Genomic DNA, 20,959 nt, shown 5'->3' with positions numbered 1-20,959 from the left:
TGATCAGCGCGGACAGGTCCTGATCAGTGTAGCCAGACGATCGGGCAGGCGGGGATCGTCCATCTGCGACACGTTGAACCGCATCATGTTTCCGGCCGCCTGCGACTGGCTGAAGACGTTGCCGGGCGCCAGCATCAGGCCCTGCTGCAGGCCCGCCTGCGCCAGGCGCGCGCCGTCGATGCCGGCCGGCAGCCGGCACCACAGGAACATGCCGTCCTCGGGCTCGTGCCAGGGCCGCAGGCCCAGCGCGTCCAGCAGGCGGATCGCGCGGGGCATGGCCTGCGCCAGGCGCTGGCGCAGCAGCCGCGTGTGCTGCTGCCAGGCGCCGTCGAGCAGCAGCCGGGCGATGACGGCCTGGGTCAGGCCGGCGCCGGAGAACGTCGTCGCGGTGCGCAGGTCGGCCAGGGCGTCCAGCCAGTCCTCGCGCGCGATCAGGTAGCCGCAGCGCAGGCTGGCGGACAGGGTCTTGGAAAAACTGCCGACCTGAGCGACCCGGTCGCGGCTGTCGTCGGCCGCCAGCCGGGCCGAGGGCCGGGATTCGAAATCGCCGAAGATGTCGTCCTCGATCAGGATCAGATCGTGGTCGCGCGCCAGCGCCCGGATGCGCCGCGCCTTGGCGGCCGACAGGCGGGCGCCCGTCGGGTTGTGCGGTCCGGCGTTGCTGACGTAGAGGCGCGGGCGGTGTTCCCGCAGGGCGGCCTCGAAGCGGTCCATGTCCGGACCGTCGGGCGTGTGGGGCACCCCGACGATGCGGACCCGGTGCGCGCGCAGCAGCGCCAGGAAGTTGAAATAGCAGGGGTCGTCCACCAGGACGGCGTCGCCCGGCTCGATCAGGAAGCGGCACAGCAGGTCCACGGCCTGGGTGCCGGAATCGGTCAGCAGGATGTGGCGGGGATCGACCGCGAGGCCGCGCGTGCCCAGGTGCCGGGCGATCTGGGTGCGCAGCGCCGGCAGGCCCAGGGCGGGGGCGTAGTCCGTCAGCGGGGCGTCCGGATCGCGCGCGACCCGCCGCAGGGCGCGGCGGATGGCGTCCCGGGGCATCCAGTCGTCGGGCAGCCAGCCGCAGCCGGGCTTCAGGGCCTGGGCGCCGAGATCCAGCGACTGGCGCGACACCCACAGGGGATCGATCTGGCGGTCCAGGCGCGGACCGATTTCCGCCAGCGCCAGCGGGGCGAGGGGCCCGGCGACGTAGAAGCCGGCGCCGGCGCGCGCGCGGATGGCGCCTTCGGCCGCCAGGCGGTCGTAGGCCTCGACGACGGTGGACTTGGAGACGCCGTGCTGCTGCGCCATGGCCCGCAGGGACGGCAGGCGCGAGCCGGGCGGCCATTCGCGGGCCGCGATGCGCTGGCGCACGAACCGCATGATGCCGGTGGTGCGGCCCGGGGCAGGAGGGAGCGGGGTATCCATGGGCGGCGGCCATCCCCGGGTCGGGGACGGGTCGGTGAGATTCGATCAGTACAGTTTCAGGATACTGTACTGCACTGTATCTGGATTCCGTCCGGAGGGCAAGGCAAGCTGGAGTCCTCGCCTACCCCCGTACGGAAAAAGGAAGCACGGATGAACACCACCACGCGCGGCTGGATCAACGGCATGATCGGCGTCGCGATCTTCAGCGGTTCGCTGCCGGCGACCCGGCTGGCCGTCCTGGGGCTCGACCCCCTGTTCGTCACGGCGGCGCGGGCCGCCCTGGCCGGCCTGCTGGCCCTGGCCGCGCTGGCCCTCACACGCAGCCCCCGGCCCGGGCGGGCCGACCTGCGCACCCTGCTGCTGGTGGCTTTCGGGGTGGTGTTCGGCTTTCCCCTGTTTTCCGCCCTGGCCCTGCGCACCATCACTTCGGCGCATTCCCTGGTCTTCATCGGCCTGCTGCCGCTGGCGACGGCGATCTTCGGCACCTGGCTGGGCGGCGAGCGGCCTTCCCGGGCCTTCTGGATGTTCGCCGTCCTGGGCGCGGCCTCGGTGGCCGGGTTCGCGCTCAGCCGGGACGGCTCCGGTTCGCTGGGCGCCGACGCCCTGATGATGATCGCCATCGTCACCTGCGGCTATGGCTACGCCGAAGGCGGCCGCCTGTCGCGCCGGCTGGGCGGCTGGCAGGTCATCTGCTGGGTGCTGGCGCTGTCGCTGCCGGTCAGCCTGCCCCTGGCCGTGGTCCTGCGTCCGGCCGTGTGGACCGGCGTGGCCGCGTCCGCCTGGGGCGGCCTGGCCTACGTGGCGGTCTTCAGCATGCTGGTGGGTTTCATCTTCTGGTACCGGGGACTGGCCCAGGGCGGCATCGCCGCCGTCGGCCAGCTGCAGCTGCTGCAGCCCTTCATGGGCCTGATGCTGGCCGCCTGGCTGCTGGGCGAACCCGTCACGCCGGTCATGCTGGCGGTCACCGCCTTCGTCGTGGCCTGCGTGGCGGGGGCGAAATACACGGCAACGGCGCCGGCGCTGGATGAGACAGGACGTGGAACTGCCCCTGCGGGCTATTCCACGCCTGACGAATCCGGGCGGCCCGCAGGCCGCGAGGTGGAGGGATGTCCCAATCCTTGATGAACCGCCGCGGCCGTCCTACACGGCCGCATCAGCCCGCAGCGTGGCCACGAAGCGCTGCGTGCGCGGGTCCCGCGGATTGCGGAACAGCTCGGCGGACGGCCGGGCCTCGATGACCGCGCCGTCCTGCAGGAACACGGTCTGGCGGGCGATCTGCGCCGCCAGGCGCAGATCGTGGGTGGCCATCAGCATGGTCATGCCCTCGGCGGCCAGGTCCGCCAGGACCGCGACCACTTCCGCCGCCAGTCCCGGGTCCAGGGCCGACGTGGGCTCGTCGCACAGCAGCACGCGCGGTTCGGGCGCCAGCGCGCGCGCGATGGCCACGCGCTGCTGCTGGCCGCCCGACAGGCTGGACGGCCAGGCCTCGGCCTTCTCGCGCAGGCCGACCTTGTCCAGCAGCCCGAGGGCGCGTTCGCGGGCGCGCTCGCGGCTCCAGCCCTTCACCGTCACCAGGCCCTCCATCACGTTCTGCACGGCGGTCTGGTGGGGAAACAGCTGGAAGTTCTGGAACACCATTCCGGTCTGCTGGCGGATGCGCTGCACCGCCGGGCGCGGCGGGTGGCGTCCCGGCTGGAATTCCAGGGTCTCGTCGCCCAGCGTCAGCCGGCCCGCGTCCGGGACGTCCAGCAGGTTCACGCAGCGCAGCAGGGTGCTTTTGCCGCTGCCCGACGGGCCGATCAGGGCGGTCACCTGGCCCTCGGGGACGATGACGTCGACGCCGTGCAGCACCTCGTGGCCGGCGAAGGATTTGCGGATGCCGCGCAGTTCGATCATCGCTGCCTCTCGGTGAAGACGGCGTGCTGGCCGAAATGGCGTTCCAGGCGGGTCTGCGCGGCCGACAGGAAGGAGCAGAGCACCAGGTAGATCAGGGCCGCCTCCACGTACAGGATCAGCGGCTCATAGGTCACGGAGGCGATGCGCTGGGCCGCCTGGAAGATTTCGGGCACGGTGATCACGGCGGCCAGGGAGGTGTCCTTTACCAGGGCGATGAAGGAATTGGCGAGCGGCGGCACGGCCACGCGCGCCGCCTGGGGCAGCACCGTGCGCCGCAGCGCCTGCGCGCGCGTCATGCTCAGCGAATAGGCGGCGTCCCATTGGCCCTTGGGGATGGCCTCGATGGCGCTGCGGATGACCTCGGCGTTGTAGGCGCCCACGTTCAGCGAAAAGCCAATCAGGGCGGCCGGCAGCGGGTCCAGCACGAAGCCGACGCTGGGCAGGCCGTAGAAGATCACGAACAGTTGCACCAGCAGCGGCGTGCCGCGTATCAGCCAGACGTAGAACCGGACCAGCGCCACCAGCGGCGGCGGCCCGAACAGCCGCGCGATCGCGGTCAGGAACGCCAGCAGCAGTCCGATCGCGAAGGACAGGAGCGCCAGCGGCACGGTAAATTTGACTCCCCCGACCAGCAGCGGCCAGAGGGAGTCCGTCATCAGGCGCAGCCAGTCCGGCACGGTCGGGTCTCCTTGGGATCGTGTCGCGGGGCGGGCTTACTTGACCTTGGCGGACAGGTCCTCGCCGAAATAGCGTTCGGATATCTGCTTGTAGGTGCCGTCGTCGCGCAGCGCGTCCAGCGCCTTGTCGATGGCGGCCTTCAGGGCCGGCTGGTTCTTGCGCATCAGCACGCCGGACTGGCCGAACTCGGCGCTGTCGTCGGTGGCGACGACCTTGACCTTGGCCTTGGGCCGCTGGTGCTTGAAGTCCAGGAACGACAGCTGGTCGTTGACGGTCGCGTCCACGCGGCCCGAGGTCAGCAGGGCGATGGCGTCGTTGAAGCCCTGTACCGGCACCACTTCCGCGCCGCTGCGCTGCGCGAGCTTGCCGAAGTTGCTGGTGATGGTGTTGGCCGAGCGCTTGCCCTTCAGGTCGGCGAAGGTGTGGATCGTGTCGTTGTCCTCGCGCACGATCAGCGCCGCGGCCGAGGCGATGTAGGGCTTGGAGAAGTCGAACTTGGCCTGCCGCTCGGGGCTGATGCCGACCTGGTTGATGACCACGTCGTAGCGGTTGACGTCCAGCCCGGCGATCAGGCCGTCCCATTTGCCTTCCACGAATTCCGCCTTGACGCCCAGCTGCTTGGCGATGGCGCGGCCGATGTCCACGTCGAAGCCGACCAGGCGGTTGTCCTTGGCGTCATGGTAGGAGAACGGCGCGTAGGTGCCCTCGGTGCCGATGCGCAGGACGCCGGCCTTCTGGATGGCCGCGAGGTCGTCGGTGGCCGCCTGGGCGGCCGGTGCGGCGGCCAGCAGGGGGAGCAGGGAAGCGAACAGCAGGGCGGAGAGATTTTTCTTCATGATGGGCGGGTGGGGATCAATTAATTCAAAGGGTTATATGAACACCGCGTTTTATAGGTTTTCATTCTAATGAGGCGCCCTTGAAGTCGCAAAGGTTTTCGGCCTATCTGCATATCGCTTCTGGAAATATGAATCTGCGCCGGACGCGGGCGGCCGTCCGCGCCGCGCCCGCCGGCGGGCGCGGTCGCCGCGCGGCTTGACCGCCGTCAACCTGGGCGCGAAAGAGGCCGCATAGAATGTTGCACATGCGACATGCGGACAAGCGCACACGCGGATGCCTCGTCATCCACTGGCTTCTGGTCCTGGGGCTCTGGCTCCAGGTGATCGGGCCGGTGTTCGCCGGCATTCCGTCGTCCGATCCCTTGCGGGGCGTGCAGATCGTGGCCTGCACGCCGGCCGGCATGGTGGTCATGGATCTGTCGTCCGGATCGGACGATCCGGACGGCTCCGGAACGCCGCGCATGCTCCGGACCGGGCATTGCCCGCTGTGCGCCACTTATCCCGCTCCTCCGACGGCCGCCATCGCCGGCACCGCAGTGCCGGCCTCGCCCTGGGCCCAGCCCGCGGCAGGGTTCGACGAAACTCCCTGTGCAGCCCGGATCGCCGGGTCCTGGGAATGGCCGCCCGCGCGCTGTCCCCCGCCTCGTTCATGCTGAAACCCTGATTTTTCTTGTTTTCGGGGCCGCTCCGGTCTGCTGTATCGGCCGCGGGCGGCCCTGGATGTCTTTCAGCCTTTTCGCATAACGAGACTTCAATGAAGAAGGAAACCTTGTGGGTGGCCGGGATCCCGGTCGCCTTGATGTCGCTCGGCCTGCCGCGGGCCGCGCTGTCCCAGCCCGTGCGGGCGCTGTCCCCCGTGGTCGTCACCGCGCCCGCCGCGGACGAGCCCCTGGTGGTACGGACCGACCCGAAAGCGCCGCGCCAGCCCGTGCCCGCTCATGATGGCGCGGATTTTCTCAAGAGCATTCCCGGGTTTTCCGTGATCCGCAAGGGCGGTACGGACGGCGATCCGGTACTGCGCGGCTTTTCCGGCTCGCGTCTGGGCATCCTGCTCGATGGCCAGGAAATCTACGGCGGCTGCGGCGGGCGCATGGACCCGCCCACGGCCTACGTCTACCCCGAATCCTACGACCGCGTCACCGTCCTCAAGGGGCCGCAGAGCGTGCGCTATGGCGCGGGCCAGTCGGCCGGCGTGGTGCTCTTCGAGCGCGACGTGAAGCGCATGGAATCCTTCGGCTGGAAAGCCGACGGCAGCCTGACGCTGGGCAGCTTCGGGCGCAACGACCAGATGGCCGACGTGCTGGTCGGCGGGCCGCAGGCGTACGTGCGCGCCGGCGGCACCCGCGCCCAGGCCGACGACTACAAGGATGGCGACGGCAACCGCGTGCATTCCGAGTACCTGCGCTGGAGCAGCCACGCCGCCATCGGCCTGACGCCCGACGACAAGACGCGCATCGAGCTGTCCGCCGCGCGCAGCGACGGCCGCGCGGCCTACGCCGACCGCAGCATGGACGGCTCGAAGTTCAAGCGCGAGAACGTCTCGCTGATGTTCGAGCGCAAGCGCATGGGCGGGCTGGTCGATGAAATCGAGGGGCGGGTCTACTACAACTACGTGGACCACGTGATGGACAACTACACCCTGCGTTCGCCGAGCGTGAACAAAATGGGCCAGAAGTCCTACATGGCCAGCAATCCCGACCGGCGCACGGTGGGCGGGCGGTTCAGCACGACCCTGCTGCCGGCCGAATCCTGGAAAGTGGTCGTCGGGGTCGACGCCAAGCAGGACGTGCACCGCGCGCGGGGCAGCGGCATGCAGCCCTCGGCCGATGCGGCCTATGACGCCTATCACGACGCGGCCCGGGCCGAGGACATGCGTTTCGAGCAGCACGGCGTCTTCGGCGAAAGCACCTGGTTCCTCACCGATGCCGACCGCGTGGTCGGCGGCCTGCGGGTCGACTGGATCGAGGCCCGCGACAAGCGCATGCCTTCGAAGTCGGTCACCGCCGGGCGCACGAGCGACCGTACCCTGCCCAGCGGCTTCCTGCGCTATGAGCGGGATTATGGCGACAACAGCACCTGGTACGCCGGGCTCGGCCATTCGGAACGCTTCCCCGATTACTGGGAACTGATGAAGGCCGGCTCCGATGGCACCAACAGCGCCTTCCTGTCCACCAAGCCGGAAAAGCTCAACCAGCTGGACGTTGGCACCAACTGGCGCAGCGGTCCCTACTCGCTGTCGGCCTCGGCCTTCTACAGCCGCGTGGACGACTACATCCTCATCGACTGGAACCGCAGCCTGACCCGCAACGTCGACGCCACGGTCATGGGCGGCGAACTGGACGCCTCCTGGCAATTCCACCCGTCCTGGCAGGGCGTGGCCAGCCTGTCCTACGTGTACGGCAAGAACCGCACGGACGGCACGGCCCTGGCGCAGCAGCCGCCGCTGGAAGCCCGCCTGGGCCTGAATTATGCCCAGGGGCCGTATTCCGCGGGCATCCTCTGGCGCCTGGTGGCTTCGCAGAACCGCTACGACGAGGGCATGGGCGGCATCGCCGGCAAGGACCTCGGTTCCACCGGCGGCTTCGGCGTGCTGTCGCTGAACGCCGGCTGGCGGCCCAACAAGACCGTGCTGCTGACCGCCGGCGTGGACAACGTCCTGAACAAGACCTACGCCGAGCACCTGTCCAAATCGGGCGTGGACATTCCCGGCAGCGTGTCCTTCGTGGACACCCGGATCAACGAGCCGGGCCGGGTCTTCTGGCTGAAGGCGCAGATCGCGCTGGATTGACCGGGAGAGGCACCATCCCCGCCTGTTGCGCGGGGACCGGGGATGGTGTCGATTGCAGCAGCATCGTTCGCCTGAGATTGAGCGTCGTGCGTCGATGATGTCTCGGGGTTTCTCCCGATTCAAAATTTATTTTCTGTCAAGGCATCTGATGTTATAACTGACATGTCAGATCAAATATATGTAGAAATCTATTCTGACATGGCGACTGCCGGATCGGCAGCGTACCCTCGAGGACAAGGAGCGAGACAATGAAGCGTTTTCACAGGACTTTGTTTGGACAGGTGGTGATCGCCCTGGTGCTGGGGATCATCGTGGGCGTGGCGTGGCCGGAATTCGCAACGTCGCTCAAACCGCTGGGCGACGGCTTCATCAAGCTGATCAAGATGATCATCGCGCCGCTGGTCTTCTGCGTCGTGGTGCACGGCATCTGTGGCACCAGCGACATCCGCAAGGTGGGCCGCGTCGGGATCAAGGCCCTGGTGTATTTCGAAGTCGTGACGACTTTCGCGCTGGCCCTGGGGATTGCACTGGCCTACCTGTTCACGCCCGGGCACGGTATGCATGTCGATCCAGGCACGCTGGATCCCAGCGCCTTGTCGGCCTACACGTCGCGCGTGGGCGGCGCCACCGATACGGTCGGCTTCCTGATGCGTATCATTCCGACCACGCTCGTCGACGCGTTCGCCTCGGGCGACATCCTGCAGGTGCTGCTGATCTCCATCCTGTTCGGCGTCGCGGTGGCCCTGCTGGGAGAACGCGGTCGTCCCGTGGTCCATTTGGTCGACAGCCTGTCGCATGTGTTCTTCAAGATCATCGGTTTCATTGTCAAGCTGGCTCCGCTGGGCGTGCTGGGGGCGATCGCCTTCACGGTCGGGAAATACGGTGTGGGCACGTTGGGATCGCTAGGGCTGCTGGTAGCCCTGTTCTACGTGACCTGCGTGATCTTCGTGCTGGTCGTGCTGGGCATCATCCTGCGCCTGGCGGGTTTCAACATCCTGAAGCTGCTGCGCTACCTGAGGGAGGAACTGCTGGTGGTGCTGGGCACGGCCTCTTCCGACGCAGTCCTGCCGCAAGTCATGCGCAAGCTCGAACTCATGGGGGTACGCGGCTCGACCGTCGGTCTGGTCGTGCCGACCGGCTACTCGTTCAACCTGGACGGCTTCTCGATCTACCTGACGCTGGCCGCCGTCTTCATCGCTCAGGCGACGGACACGCCGCTGGAATTCTCTCACCTGCTGCTGATCCTGGGCGTGTCTCTCCTGACATCCAAGGGGGCCCATGGCGTGCCCGGCTCGGCCATCGTGATCCTGGCGGCCACGCTCAGCGTGATCCCTGACATCCCCGCGATCGGGCTAGTGCTGGTGTTGTCGGTGGACTGGTTCATGGGCATGGCGCGCGCGCTCACCAACATGATCGGCAATTGCGTTGGCACCGTCGTCATCGGCGCTTGGGAAGGCGACGTGGACCGTCAGCGTGCCCACGATGTGCTGGATGGCAGGATCGAGGTTGATCTGCGCGATGCTGAGGACGCGGCTTCAGCCCCAGGACAGGCGTGATGGCGAAGGACATGCTGCTGGCCGACCAGTCCTTCCTGGCCTTCCGGGACCTGTTGTTCCGGGGCGAAGTCCGGGCCGGCCAGCTGGTCTCGATCGCGGAGCTGGTGGAAAAGACCGGCTTCCCGCTGGCGCCCGTGCGCGAAGCCGTGAAGCACGCCGAATCCGCCGGCCTGGTGCGGATCCTGCCCAAGCGCGGGGTGCTGGTCATCGAGCCCACGCCCGACACGATCCGGTCCTGTTTCCACCTGCGCTGCATGCTCGACCAGGAAGGCGCCCGGATCCTGGCCGCCCGGCTGGGCGAGGCGCCGATGCGGGCCCTGCGCGAAGAGCATGCCGCCGTCAGGGACCAGGCGTTCAGCGGCATCACGCCCGAACTCCAGCAATGGGCCATGGCGGTCGACTGGAAACTGCATCTGGCGCTGGCCGGGGCGCTGGGCAACCCGCTGGCGGCGGGCGTCTACGCCAGCAACCATGACCGCATCACCGTGCTGCAGCAGTCGCGCCGGCTGCTGCCCGAACGCATCATTCCCGCCATGGACGAGCACCTGCGGATCATCGACGCCGTGCTGGCCGGGCGCGAGGAAGACGCCATGCGGGCCGTGCGCGCCCATTTGTCGGGCACCCTGCGCTGGTGGGGCATCGGGCTGTACGAAGAAGGCTGACCCCGCCCGGGCGGACCGCCCGATGCCCGTGCCGCGATCCGGGTTGGACCGGGCTTGCCGATGGGGTGCCGGCCCGTTACATTGGTCTGCACGTTCCACGAGCAGCGTCCATGACCATCCATCCGGCCCATCTGGCGGAATCCCGCCGCGCCTTCGGTGCCGCCAGCGCGCTGCTGGTGATCCTGATTGTGGTCACGACCCTGCGCCTGCCGGCCGCCGCCAGCGACGTCAGCAATTTCCTGCCGCTGCACATGGCGCTGGAAACCCTGTCCATCGTGGTGGCGTCCCTGATCTTCGGGGTCATCTGGAGTTCGCGCCACGAAAACCTGCCGGCCAATCTCCTGTGGCTGGCGAGCGCCTTCCTGGCGGTGGCGCTGCTGGACTTCCTGCATGTGCTGTCCCTGGACGGCATGCCGGATTTCATCGTCCCCGGCTCGCACGCGAGAAGCACCTATTTCTGGCTGGTCGCCCGGCTGGTGGGCGCGCTGGGCCTGCTGGCCGCGGTCTGGCTGCCCTGGAGGATCCGCCCGGTCCGGATGCCCCTGGGCGGCTGGCAATCGTTCGTCCTGCTGCTGGTCCTCGGGGTGACGGTCCTGTCCTTCCGCGCCCCGGCGTGGCTGCCGCCCACCTACGTTCCGGGCTGGGGGCCGACCTCGTTCACGATCGGCGTCGAATATGGGATCGTCGCCCTGAACCTGCTGGCGGCCGTCCGGCTGCTGTGGCTCATGCGCCGTCCCCGCCGCTTCAACGCCGGCGCGCTGTTCGCGGCCGCCTGCATCATGGCCCAGAGCGAATTCTTCATGACGCGCTACATGGGCGCCATGGACGTCTACAACCTGTTCGGGCACTGCTACAAGGTGCTGGCCTATCTCTACCTGTACCGGGCCGTCTTCGTGGAAACCGTCCAGCATCCCTACGCCATGCTGGAAGAATCCAGGCAGCGCCTGCAGGCGACGCTGGACGCCCTGCCCGACCTGATGGTCGAAATGGACGCGCAGGGCCGCTACCTGGACGTGCACGCCGCCCAGGACATGGGGGCGGCCCTGTCCAGGACCAGCCTGAAGGGCCGGCTGGTCGCGGACATCCTGCCGCCGCAGGCCGCCGACACGGTCCTCGCGGCGCTCGGCGAAGCCGGCCGGCAGGGGGTTTCGCGCGGGCGGATCCTCAGCCTGCGGGTCGGCGCGGACACCCGCTGGTTCGAGCTGTCCGTGGCGCGCAAGCCGGCCCGGACGGGCCAGGATGACCGCTATGTCGTCATTTCCCGGGACGTCACGCAGCGCCACGAGAGCGAGCAGATGCTGCGCAAGTTCTCCCTGGCGGTGGCGCAGAGCCCGGTGTCCATCATGATCCTCGACGCGGCCTACCGCATCGAATACGTCAACGACGCCTACAGCCGCCTGAGCGGCTACACCAACCAGGAACTGCTGGGACGCAGCCCGATGGACCTGTGGTCGCCCCGCATGCCGGAATCGACCGTGCTCGGCATCACCGCCCAGATCGCCCGGGGCGAGCCCTGGCAGGGCGAACTGGTCAGCCTTGGCAAGGCCGGCCAGGAATTCACGGAATCCGTGCTGGTCTACCCGGTGCGCAACGCCGCCGGGGAAATCACCAACTACCTGTCGCTCAAGGAAAACATCACCGAGAAGAAGCAGGCCGCCGCCCGGATCCAGCAGCTGTCGCATTACGACCAGTTGACCGGGCTGCCCAACCGCACCCTGCTGCACGAGCATTTCCAGTACGCCAGCCGGCAATTCCGCGCGCTGGCCGTCCTGTGGATCGACCTGGACCGTTTCAAGGACATCAACGATTCCCTGGGCCACCAGGCCGGCGATACCCTGCTGCAGGAAATGGCCCATCGCCTGCGCACGGCCCTGCGGGCGCAGGACATCCTGTCGCGCCTGTCGGGCGACGATTTCCTGGCCATCCTGCCGGGTGCGGGCCAGCAGGAGGCCGCCCGCGGGGCGCAGGCGGTGCTGGACGCCGTGGCGCTGCCGCTGCGGCTGGGCGGCCAGGAAATCTTCCTGACGGCCTCCATCGGCATCGCGCTGTTCCCGGCCGACGCCGACCAGCTGGAAGTCCTGCTCAAGCACGCCGAGACCGCCATGTACCGGGCCAAGTCCGACGGCCGCAACGGCAGCTGCTTCTTCACCCCCGAAATGCAGGCCCGTTCCGCCCGCCTGATCGCGCTGAGCCACGCCCTGAAGCAGGCGCAGCAGCGGGGCGAACTGCGGCTGGTCTACCAGCCGCAGCTGCGCCTGTCGGAATGCCGCGTCTTCGGGGCCGAGGCGCTGCTGCGCTGGGACTCCCCTCAATGGGGGGCGGTCAGTCCGGCCGAGTTCATCCCGATCGCCGAATCATCCGGCCTGATCGTGTCCATCGGGGATTGGGTGCTGCGCACCGCGCTGCGCCAGATCCGGACCTGGCTGGACCACGGCCTGTCCGGCCTGGTCATCGCCGTGAACCTGTCGGCGGTGCAGTTCGACCAGCCCGACCTGCCCGACCGGATCAGCCGGATGCTGGACGAGGCGGGCGTGCCGCCCCATTGCCTGGAACTGGAGCTCACCGAGGCGGCCGCCATGAAGACGCCGGAAACCGCCGCGCAGAAGATCCAGGATCTGCATCAGCGCGGCATCCGCCTGGCGATCGACGATTTCGGCACGGGCTATTCATCGCTCAGCTACCTCAAGCGCTTCAAGATCCACAAGCTCAAGATCGACCAGAGCTTCGTGCGCGACATCGATTCCGACGTGGACGACCAGGCGATCGCGTCGGCCATCATCCAGATGGCCCGCAGCCTGAGCATGGGCACCATCGCCGAAGGCGTGGAAACGGCCGAGCAACTGGATTTCCTGCGCGCCAGCGGCTGCGACGACATCCAGGGCTATCACTTCAGCCGGCCGCTGGAGCCCGACGCCTTCGAACACTTCGTCCAGCGCTATGGATGAGTCCGGACACCGGGCAGTCCCTGCGGACTGCTCGGTGCCTGACGAATCGAAGCGCCTTGCAAGGCGCGACGTGGGGGCGTCCTAGCGCCGTTCCCAGATCGTCAGTTCCGACAGGGTGTGCTGGAACTTGCGCCGCGTCTCGCGGATGACGAAGGGCACGTCGGCGGGATCGGCCAGCAGCCGGAAGTGCGGCGCCAGGTGGTCCTTCAGGCCGTCCAGCGTGGTGTAGTTCTCCGCGTCCTTCTTGAAGCCGCCCAGCCAGGAGGCGCGCGGCGTGTGCTCCTCCAGCCAGGTGTAGGGCGAGGCGATCACCAGCAGGCCGCCCGGGACGATGCGTTCGTGGATCTGGTCCAGGAACCGCGCCGGGTCGTACAGACGGTCGATCAGGTTGGCGGCCAGGATCAGGTCGTAGCCCGCGTACTGCGGCTTCAGGTTGCAGGCGTCGCCCTGGAAGAATTCCACCCGGTCGACGGCGTCGCCCAGGCCCAGTTCGGCCAGCGTGCGGGTCTTGTAGGACACCAGTTCGCCTTCGTCGGCCAGGGTGTAGCGCAACTGGCCCGTCTGGATCAATTGCACGCCCTGGTTGATGAAGCGGGCCGAGAAGTCCACCCCGGTGACCCGCTCGAAGGTCCGGGCCAGTTCGAACGTGGCCCGGCCGGAGGCGCAGCCCAGGTCCAGCGCGCGGCGGCGCGGGCGTTCGCCCATGGCCTCGATGGCCCGCCGCGCCAGGGCCTGCGGGAAGTTGGGCACGTCGAAATACGAATCGCCGTAGTGGAATTCGGCGTATTCGGACATCAGCTTGTCGGTCTCGTAATAGGCGGCCGGGGCCTCGGCGGGCGCGTGGGACACCACGTAGCGGAATCCCGCGTGCTGGAAGAAATGCCGCCGGAAGGCGTAGCGCGAGGCGCGCACGGCCTCGTTGCCGCAGGAAATCCAGGAGCCGCCCTTGATCAGGTTGTGGCGCCCGTCGAAGGTCGGCGTCGTGAAGTCGTCGTAGATTGGGTGGACGTCGAAGCCGTCGAACGGATAGGTGGGCGTTTCGGTCCATTGCCAGACGTTGCCCACCACGTCGTACCAGTCGCCGTGGCGCCAGGTGTCCACCGGGCAGGACGAGGCGCCATGGTCCAGGTGCAGGTTGGCGGTGCAGGGCGGGTCGCCGGGGTCGCGCAGGCCCGCGGCGTCGTACAGCCGGTACCATTCGTCCTCGGTGGGCAGGCGCACGGGCCGGCCGGTCTCGGCCGCCTTCCAGTTGCAGAAGGCCTTGGCTTCCAGGTAGTTGACCTCGACCGGCCAGGACCAGGGCATGGGGACTTCCCCGGTCATCAGGCGCAGGAACCAGCCCTGGGTCTTCTTGACCCAGAAGGTCGGGTGCTCCGCCTGGCTGTAGGCCAGCCACTGGCGGCCCTCCTCGGTCCAGTCGCGGTGGTTGCGGTAGCCGCCCGCCTCGACGAAGGCCAGGAATTCCCGGTTGCTGACCAGGTGGCGCCCGGCCTCGAAGGACTCGACCTCGGCGGTGTGGGAACCGTATTCGTTGTCCCAGCCGTACTGCGGGTCGTCGAATGCCTTGCCCACGCGCACCGTTCCGGCGGGCACGCGCGCGAGATCGTTCTCGGGCGGTTCGCCGCCGGCGTCGGGAATGGGCGCCCATTCCGGCACGGCGCGCACGTATTTCAGCGCGTGCTGGCGGATCAGGACCGAGGACGTCTCCAGGTGGATGCGCTCGTGCTCGATGCCCATGATGATCGCCCACCAGGGGTTCTGCCAGTCGATCGGGGATTGCAGCGGGGCATGGTCGATCAGGTCCAGGACCAGGGCGCGCACGCGGCCGCGGTAGGCGCGGACCTCGGCCACGGAGGGCCAGTCGTAGTGGGCGTCGTCCAGGTCGTCCCAGCTCATCTCGTCCACGCCGACGGCGAAGACCGACTCCAGCCGGTGGTCCAGGCGCCGGTCGATCAGGCGCGTGAGCATCAGCTTGTTGACGAAGAAGGTCGCGGTGTGGCCGAAGTAGAAGATCAGCGGGTGGCGCAGCGGGATCGGCTTGACGACGTAGGCCTCGTCGCTGGCCAGGCACTGGAACAGGGATTCGTAGCGGTCGAAGGTGTCCAGGAAATAGCGCCGGATGGAGGCGCGCAGGCGGGCCGTGTCCGGCTCGGCCAGGTTCGGCGTGCGCGTGAACAGGGCATCGGGCGCGGTGCGGCCGACGGGAGAGGGAGGCAGGGGCGCGGCGGTGGAGGGCATATCGGATTCCTGGCGGATTCGGTCTTGCGGCAAGGCGTGCGGAACTGTTTAGACTACCACGGCCTCGCGGCGGGCGAGGCCGTCGGCGCGGGCGCCGGGGCGTCAATAGCCGTGGAAGCTCTCGTCCAGGATGGCGTCGTCCGGGACGCCGGCCTCGGCCAGTTGCGCGCGGATCTCCTCCACCATGGCGGGAGCGCCGGTCACGTAGCACAGGGGCGCGTCCAGTCCCTGGAGGGCCTGTCGCAGCATGGCCGCGTCGATCCGGCCGCGCAGCCCGTCCCAGGCGCCGTCGGCCGGGCCGGTCAGGGTGGCCAGCAGGCGCAGGCGCGGGTTGATCCGCGCGAGTTCGCGCAGCTCGTCCAGGAAGGCGGCCTGTTCCCGGGTCCGGTTGGAATAGAGCAGCAAGAATCGCTGGCCGGAGTTCCGGTGTGCGGCGTCGCGCAGCATGCCGACGAAGGGCGTGATGCCGATGCCGCCGGCGATCAGGGCCAGGGGACGGTCCGTCGCGGCCGGCGGGGTGAGCTTGCCGTAGGGGCCGCTGAATCGCAGCTCGGCGCCGGGCCGCAGCCGCGCCAGGGCCTGCTTGAACGGAGTGGCGCGGACGCGGGTGGCGATGCACAGCTCGCTCTCGTGCGGAGCGCTGACCAGCGAAAAGGTGTGCCGCAGGGCCGGGGCGTCCGGCGCGTCGGATGGCAGCGTCAGCGAAAGGGTCTGGCCGGGCTGGAACAGGAAGTCCCCGGGCTTGCGGAAATGCACCGCGACGGTGTCGCGCGCGATGTCGTCGATGCGCAGCAATGCGCTGGGCCAGGTGGCCATGGCGTTCTCCTTGGAATCGCCCCCCGCGGGCGGGTTTTGATCCATAATCTTCTCGGGATGCCCGGTCTGGACCGGGCACTCCTTGGATGCGGAAAAACAATAATACGTTTCACGTCTGTGTCATAGGGGAGACTGACCTGTCGGATCTCGACCGGATTGCCCATGGACTGCGCGGCATGGCGATGCCGTCGGGCGGACGTGCGCGGTGGCGGTCGCGCATCGCCGCGGTGATCGTCCTGGCGCTGTGTTTCTGCGGCGTGGCGCGGGCCCTGGCGGCCGCGCCCGAGGCCGCCTGTCCCGTGCTCGGGCTGTCCCCCGGGCAGTCCGACGTGCCTTCGCTGCCGCAATTGTGCTTCCTGCGGGACGAGGCCCATGCCCTCGGGCCCGAGGACATCCTCGGCGGCCGCCTGCCGATGAGCCGCCGGGACGCGGATCAGCTCGTGTTCCGGCACAACCAGTCCGACTATTGGATCTACGTGCCTTTGCGCAACCTGGAACGCGCGGGCCGCACCTGGTATCTGCAACTGGACTATCCGTTGCTCGACGAGGTCGATGCCTGGACCTACGACCTCGGGACCGGAACCGGTCCCCGGGCGTCGCCCAGGCTCCTGGGCACGGTGCGCATGGGCGACGCCCGGCCCTTCGGCGCGCGGCCCGTGCGCCATCGCCTGTTCCTGCTGCCCCTCGATTTCGGGCCCGGGCAGTCGCTCGCGGTCGTCCTCCGGGTGCACAGCAGCGGGGCGATCAACGTGCCCCTGTCCCTGCATTCGGGCGCCTCGGCCATCGGCTGGACCCAGGACCACGGCCTGAGCCAGGGCATGTTCCTGGGCGCCCTGGTCATGCTGGCCCTGTTCAACGCCGCGCTCTATCTGCGGCTGCGGATCCGTCAGTCTCTCTACAACACCGCCTACATCGTCTGCGCCGGGCTGTTCCTGACGTCGATGTCCGGCCTGTCGTTCCAGTACCTGTGGCCGGACTGGCCCTGGCTGGCGAACCGTTCGGTGCCCCTGACCGAGATCCTGGCCATTCTCAGCCTGCTCTGGTTCACGCGCCATTTCCTGGGCATCGGGCCCGACCGATGGCCGCGCCAGTCCCGGCTGATCCGCCTCCTGGCCGGCGCCGGCGCGGCGCTGCTCGCGGCCAGCCTGATCGTGCCCTACGAACTCATCATCAAGATCGACACGGCCTATGCCCTGGCCTGCATGGCGGCCATGTTCGGCCTGGGCCTGCGCCATCTGCGGCGGGGCGAGCGCGCCGCGCGCTGGTACGTGCTGTCCTGGCTGGTGTTCTTCGCCGGCTACCTGGCCTACGGGCTGGCGGCCTTCGGCTACATCCCCGGGTTCATGGCCCAGGAACGCTGGATGCAGATCGCCCTGGGCAGCCAGATGTTCCTGCTGACCTATGCCGAGGTCATGCAGCTGCACGACCTGATGCATCGGGCGCTGGAGATCGAGGCGGGCGCCCGCAGCTCGCTGCAGCACGAGGTCCAGTCCCGCACGGCGGACCTGCGCGCCACCATGGGGGCGCTGGAGCAGGCCAACCGGCAATTGCGCGAACTGACCCTGCACGATCCGCTGACGGGGCTGCTCAACCGGCGCGGCCTGGACGAGGCGCTGGCGCGGTTCGCCGAGACCGAGGGCGCGGCCGTGCGCGGGACGCTGGTCATGTTCGACCTGGACCATTTCAAGCGGGTCAACGACGTCCATGGGCACGACGCGGGCGACGCCGCGCTGCGCTGGGTCGCCGAGGTGCTGCTCAACCTGTTGCGGCGCCGCTCGGACGTGCTGGCGCGCTTCGGCGGCGAGGAATTCGTGGCGCTGCTGCCGGCCACCTCGCTGGACGACGCGGTCATCCTGGCCGCCGGCGTGCTGGATCACGTGCGCCGGAATCCCATCGATCTCGGGGATGGCCATGCGATCGGGATCACCCTGAGCGCCGGCGCCGCCCAATGGAAGGAAGGCGAAACCCCGCAGTCCCTGTTCCGCCGCGCGGACGAAAACCTGTACCGCGCCAAGGCTTCCGGACGGGACCGGCTGGTGGCGGATGGCGCCGCTTGACCCTTGTCCCATTAGGGATGACCCTGACGAGATGCTTGAAATATCGCACAATGAATGTTTTTCATTTGCCGGAAAGGGTCGAAATGCCACGCATAGTCCTGTTCGAAAACATACACGCCAGCGCCCGGGAAGTCTTTGTCGCGGCGGGGTTCGACGATGTCGTCACGCACGCGGGGGCGCTCTCGGGTGATGCCCTGCGCGAGGCCCTCCAGGGCGCGCAGGCGGTCGGCATCCGTTCCCGGACCCATCTCGACCAGGCGGTGCTGGCCGACCTGCCTGACCTGCGGGCCATCGGCTGCTTCTGCATCGGCACCAACCAGGTGGACCTGGAAACCGCCGCCCTGCGGGGGATCCCGGTGTTCAACGCGCCGTTCTCCAACACCCGTTCGGTGGCCGAGCTGGTGCTGGGCGAGGCCATCCTGCTGCTGCGCCGCATTCCCGAAAAGAACGCCCGCGTGCATGAGGGCTTCTGGGACAAGACCGCCGATGGCGCCTACGAGGCGCGCGGCAAGACGCTGGGCATCGTCGGCTACGGCAACATCGGCTCCCAGGTCGGCATCCTGGCCGAATCCTTCGGCATGCGCGTGATCTACCACGACATCGAGGCCAAGCTGCCCCTGGGCAATGCCCATGCCACGTCCTCGCTGAAGAAATTCCTCGGCCAGGCCGACGTGGTCACCCTGCACGTGCCCGGCGGCAAGGACACGGCCAACCTGCTCGACGCCGACGCCATCGCCGCGATGCGCCCGGGCAGCATCCTGATCAACGCTTCGCGCGGCACGGTGGTGGACATCCCCGCGCTGCAGCGCGCGCTGAAGTCCGGCCACCTGTCGGGCGCCGCCATCGACGTGTTCCCCACCGAGCCCAAGAGCCGCGACGAGGCGCTGGACAGCCCCCTGCGCGGCATGCAGAACGTGATCCTCACGCCGCACATCGGCGGCAGCACCCAGGAATCCCAGGAAAACATCGGCCGGGAAGTCGCGGAAAAGCTCAAGCGCTTCATCAGCAGCGGCACGACCAAGGGCGCCGTCAATTTCCCCGAAATCTCCTACCACGAGCAGGCGGGCGCGGCGCGCATCATCCACATCCACCAGAACGTGCCGGGCGCCATGGGCGCGCTCAGCAACCTGATGGGCGAATACGGCCTGAACATCGTCAGCCAGCAGCTGCAGACGCGCGGCAAGATCGGCTACGCCATCACCGACGTCGACGGCGAGGCCACCGACCAGGTCATCGAGGGCCTGCGGCGCCACCCCATCACGATCCGCTGCGACCGGGTCTGACCCGCGCCTGGCGAATCCGAGCGGCATGCGGGCCGCGAGGTGGGCAGCAAGCGGGCATAAGCCTGCGCGGCGTGGGGGTTTTTTGCCGCTGGGCCGCCCCAAGGCAAAAAGCGCCCCCCTGGGGGGCAGCAAGCAGGCATAAGCCTGCGCAGCGTGGGGGCTTTTACGCCATCGGGCCATGCCACTATACTGGGGCTGCATTCCCAGGTGGCCCGCTGACATGATCCTGCTTCACAGACGGTCCGGAAAATCGGCCGCTGTTTGATTCAGATCATCGCCCTTACCGCGTGTGGGGGCTTATGGTTAGGGCTTCCTAAAACCAGGAGCCTTCGCATGAGCCTCTCCGATGCTTCACCCAAGGCCCGCCGCGGTCGCCTGCTCACCGTCTGGACGCCCGAAGACCGGGCGTTCTGGGCCCGCGAAGGCAACGCGATCGCCAACGTCAATCTCTGGATCTCGATCCCGGCCCTGTTCTTGGCCTTCGCCGTCTGGCAGATGTGGAGCGTGGTGGCCGTCAACCTGCCCAACCTGGGCTTCCAGTACACCGAAAACGAGCTCTTCTGGCTGGCGGCGCTGCCCGCCCTGTCCGGCGCCACGCTGCGCATCTTCTATTCCTTCATGGTGCCCGTGGTCGGCGGGCGGCGCTGGACGGCGCTGACCACGGCCAGCCTGCTGCTGCCCACCATCGGGGCGGGGCTGGCGGTCCAGGACCCGACCACGCCGTATTCCACCATGCTGATCCTGGCCCTGCTGTGCGGCCTGGGGGGCGGGAACTTCTCCTCGTCCATGTCCAACATCAGCTTCTTCTTCCCCAAGGAACGCAAGGGTTCCGCCCTGGGCCTGAACGCCGGCCTGGGCAACCTGGGCGTCTCGTCGGTGCAGTTCCTGGCGCCGCTGGTCATCTCCATGGGCATCCTCGGCCCCTGGGCGGGTGAACCGCAGATGGCCACGCTGTCCGGCGCCCACGGCGGTCCGGTCGAGGTCTGGGCCCAGAACGCCGCCTTCATCTGGGTGCCGTTCATCATCATCGCTTCCATGCTGGCCTGGGTCGGCATGCACGACATCGCCGACGCCAAGGCGTCCTTCCGCGACCAGGCCGTCATCTTCAAGCGCAAGCACAACTGGATCATGTGCTTCCTGTACCTGGGCACGTTCGGCTCCTTCATCGGCTTTTCCGCCGGCTTCCCGCTGCTGATCAAATACCTGTACCCCGACATCCGTCCGCTGCAATATGCCTGGCTGGGCCCCCTGGTGGGCGCCCTGGCGCGGCCCTTCGGCGGCTGGCTGTCCGACCGCATCAGCGGCGCGCGGGTCACGTTCTGGACGTTCCTCCTGATGATCGTCGGGGTGCTGGGCGCCATGTTCTCGCTGCCGGGCGACAACTCCCCCGGGAACTTCCTCGGCTTCCTGCTGTCCTTCCTGTTCCTGTTCTTCCTGACCGGCATCGGCAACGGCTCCACCTTCGCCATGATTCCCGTGATCTTCAATACGCTGGCCCAGCGCCGCCACGCCGCCGGCGGGCCGGACGGCCAGGCCCAGGCCGATGCCGAGGGCGCCAAGGAATCCGCGGCCGTGCTGGGATTCAGCGGCGCCATGGGGGCCTACGGCGGCTTCTTCATCCCCAAGAGCTTCGGCACGTCCTTCGCCCTCACAGGCACGCCGTACGCAGCCCTGATATTCTTTGTCGTGTTCTATGCCGTTTCGCTCGTCGTGACCTGGTGGTACTACTCGCGCCGCCGCGCCGAAATTCCCTGCTGAGACGCGGCTGGCAGCCGCCCGTCCCCGGCCGAACCCATT

15 protein-coding genes are annotated in these 20,959 nt (G+C 68.3%); 9 read left to right on the top strand and 6 right to left on the bottom strand.

Translation table 11 applies throughout. The features are described 5' to 3' along the window. Window positions 1-3 precede the first annotated feature (3 nt). Complete coding sequence (locus ACFO27_RS06990; protein WP_376816693.1) at window positions 4-1,407, bottom strand: aminotransferase-like domain-containing protein; 1,404 nt, start codon at window positions 1,405-1,407, stop codon at window positions 4-6. Between the two features lie 150 nt (window positions 1,408-1,557). Between ACFO27_RS06990 and ACFO27_RS06985 the strand changes: the two genes are divergently transcribed. After that, window positions 1,558-2,529 carry a DMT family transporter gene (locus ACFO27_RS06985; protein ID WP_376816692.1) on the top strand — a complete coding sequence of 324 codons (972 nt, stop codon included), beginning with the start codon at window positions 1,558-1,560 and terminating at the stop codon, window positions 2,527-2,529. Window positions 2,530-2,547: 18 nt separating this feature from the next. Here the strand turns inward: ACFO27_RS06985 and ACFO27_RS06980 are convergent, their stop codons facing one another. The 3 genes from ACFO27_RS06980 to ACFO27_RS06970 are packed head-to-tail and all read right to left on the bottom strand — an operon-like array spanning window position 2,548 to window position 4,817. Next, entirely contained in the window at window positions 2,548-3,303 is a 756-nt protein-coding gene (locus ACFO27_RS06980) for an amino acid ABC transporter ATP-binding protein (protein WP_376816691.1), read from the bottom strand. After that, window positions 3,300-3,980, bottom strand: a complete 681-nt coding sequence (locus ACFO27_RS06975) for an amino acid ABC transporter permease (RefSeq protein ID WP_376816690.1) — start codon at window positions 3,978-3,980, stop codon at window positions 3,300-3,302. The genes ACFO27_RS06980 and ACFO27_RS06975 overlap by 4 nt, the downstream gene beginning before the upstream one ends. Before the next feature lie 36 nt (window positions 3,981-4,016). Next, window positions 4,017-4,817: an amino acid ABC transporter substrate-binding protein gene (locus tag ACFO27_RS06970; protein WP_376816689.1), complete on the bottom strand. Its 801-nt coding sequence runs from the start codon at window positions 4,815-4,817 to the stop codon at window positions 4,017-4,019. Between the two features lie 245 nt (window positions 4,818-5,062). Between ACFO27_RS06970 and ACFO27_RS06965 the strand changes: the two genes are divergently transcribed. From ACFO27_RS06965 to ACFO27_RS06945, 5 genes are all read left to right on the top strand, one after another. Continuing rightward, the gene (locus ACFO27_RS06965) at window positions 5,063-5,473 is read left to right on the top strand and encodes a DUF2946 family protein (RefSeq protein WP_376816688.1); all 411 of its coding nucleotides are present in this window, start codon (window positions 5,063-5,065) and stop codon (window positions 5,471-5,473) included. Between the two features lie 98 nt (window positions 5,474-5,571). Next, complete coding sequence (locus ACFO27_RS06960; RefSeq protein ID WP_376816687.1) at window positions 5,572-7,605, top strand: TonB-dependent copper receptor; 2,034 nt, start codon at window positions 5,572-5,574, stop codon at window positions 7,603-7,605. Between the two features lie 248 nt (window positions 7,606-7,853). After that, window positions 7,854-9,161 (top strand): C4-dicarboxylate transporter DctA, encoded by a 1,308-nt coding sequence (locus ACFO27_RS06955; RefSeq protein ID WP_376816686.1) that lies wholly within the window; start codon window positions 7,854-7,856, stop codon window positions 9,159-9,161. Continuing rightward, complete coding sequence (locus tag ACFO27_RS06950) at window positions 9,161-9,823, top strand: GntR family transcriptional regulator (RefSeq protein WP_376816685.1); 663 nt, start codon at window positions 9,161-9,163, stop codon at window positions 9,821-9,823. Before ACFO27_RS06955 ends, ACFO27_RS06950 begins: the two co-directional genes overlap by 1 nt. Window positions 9,824-9,933: 110 nt before the next feature. Beyond that, on the top strand, window positions 9,934-12,768 hold the full coding sequence (locus tag ACFO27_RS06945) for a bifunctional diguanylate cyclase/phosphodiesterase (RefSeq protein WP_376816684.1): 2,835 nt from the start codon (window positions 9,934-9,936) through the stop codon (window positions 12,766-12,768). Window positions 12,769-12,849: 81 nt separating this feature from the next. Here ACFO27_RS06945 and ovoA read toward each other — a convergent pair whose 3' ends face one another. Then, window positions 12,850-15,006: a 5-histidylcysteine sulfoxide synthase gene (gene ovoA / locus ACFO27_RS06940; RefSeq protein WP_376816683.1), complete on the bottom strand. Its 2,157-nt coding sequence runs from the start codon at window positions 15,004-15,006 to the stop codon at window positions 12,850-12,852. A gap of 102 nt (window positions 15,007-15,108) precedes the next feature. Beyond that, complete coding sequence (locus ACFO27_RS06935; RefSeq protein WP_376816682.1) at window positions 15,109-15,822, bottom strand: ferredoxin--NADP reductase; 714 nt, start codon at window positions 15,820-15,822, stop codon at window positions 15,109-15,111. 176 nt (window positions 15,823-15,998) lie between these two features. On the opposite strand from ACFO27_RS06935, the gene ACFO27_RS06930 reads away from it, so the two are divergent. The 3 genes from ACFO27_RS06930 to ACFO27_RS06920 all read left to right on the top strand — a co-directional run bounded on the left by ACFO27_RS06930 (window position 15,999) and on the right by ACFO27_RS06920 (window position 20,920). Then, the gene (locus ACFO27_RS06930; protein ID WP_376816681.1) at window positions 15,999-17,879 is read left to right on the top strand and encodes a sensor domain-containing diguanylate cyclase; all 1,881 of its coding nucleotides are present in this window, start codon (window positions 15,999-16,001) and stop codon (window positions 17,877-17,879) included. Window positions 17,880-17,962: 83 nt separating this feature from the next. Continuing rightward, on the top strand, window positions 17,963-19,162 hold the full coding sequence (gene serA, locus ACFO27_RS06925; protein ID WP_376816680.1) for a phosphoglycerate dehydrogenase: 1,200 nt from the start codon (window positions 17,963-17,965) through the stop codon (window positions 19,160-19,162). 333 nt (window positions 19,163-19,495) lie between these two features. Next, the gene (locus ACFO27_RS06920; protein ID WP_376816679.1) at window positions 19,496-20,920 is read left to right on the top strand and encodes a NarK family nitrate/nitrite MFS transporter; all 1,425 of its coding nucleotides are present in this window, start codon (window positions 19,496-19,498) and stop codon (window positions 20,918-20,920) included. Window positions 20,921-20,959: the final 39 nt, after the last annotated feature.

This window comes from Castellaniella denitrificans (assembly GCF_042653765.1).
GTDB lineage: Bacteria > Pseudomonadota > Gammaproteobacteria > Burkholderiales > Burkholderiaceae_B > Castellaniella > Castellaniella denitrificans.
This window is presented reverse-complemented; position numbering and strand designations above follow the sequence as displayed.

Coding starts and splice junctions, on each gene's coding strand:
- ACFO27_RS06945 (WP_376816684.1), top strand. CDS start 9,934: ATGACCATCCATCCGGCCCATCTGGCGGAATCCCGCCGCGCCTTCGGT.
- ACFO27_RS06920 (WP_376816679.1), top strand. CDS start 19,496: ATGAGCCTCTCCGATGCTTCACCCAAGGCCCGCCGCGGTCGCCTGCTC.
- ACFO27_RS06950 (WP_376816685.1), top strand. CDS start 9,161: ATGGCGAAGGACATGCTGCTGGCCGACCAGTCCTTCCTGGCCTTCCGG.
- serA (WP_376816680.1), top strand. CDS start 17,963: ATGCCACGCATAGTCCTGTTCGAAAACATACACGCCAGCGCCCGGGAA.
- ovoA (WP_376816683.1), bottom strand. CDS start 15,006: ATGCCCTCCACCGCCGCGCCCCTGCCTCCCTCTCCCGTCGGCCGCACC.
- ACFO27_RS06930 (WP_376816681.1), top strand. CDS start 15,999: ATGGCGATGCCGTCGGGCGGACGTGCGCGGTGGCGGTCGCGCATCGCC.
- ACFO27_RS06960 (WP_376816687.1), top strand. CDS start 5,572: ATGAAGAAGGAAACCTTGTGGGTGGCCGGGATCCCGGTCGCCTTGATG.
- ACFO27_RS06935 (WP_376816682.1), bottom strand. CDS start 15,822: ATGGCCACCTGGCCCAGCGCATTGCTGCGCATCGACGACATCGCGCGC.
- ACFO27_RS06990 (WP_376816693.1), bottom strand. CDS start 1,407: ATGGATACCCCGCTCCCTCCTGCCCCGGGCCGCACCACCGGCATCATG.
- ACFO27_RS06965 (WP_376816688.1), top strand. CDS start 5,063: ATGCGACATGCGGACAAGCGCACACGCGGATGCCTCGTCATCCACTGG.
- ACFO27_RS06980 (WP_376816691.1), bottom strand. CDS start 3,303: ATGATCGAACTGCGCGGCATCCGCAAATCCTTCGCCGGCCACGAGGTG.
- ACFO27_RS06955 (WP_376816686.1), top strand. CDS start 7,854: ATGAAGCGTTTTCACAGGACTTTGTTTGGACAGGTGGTGATCGCCCTG.
- ACFO27_RS06985 (WP_376816692.1), top strand. CDS start 1,558: ATGAACACCACCACGCGCGGCTGGATCAACGGCATGATCGGCGTCGCG.
- ACFO27_RS06970 (WP_376816689.1), bottom strand. CDS start 4,817: ATGAAGAAAAATCTCTCCGCCCTGCTGTTCGCTTCCCTGCTCCCCCTG.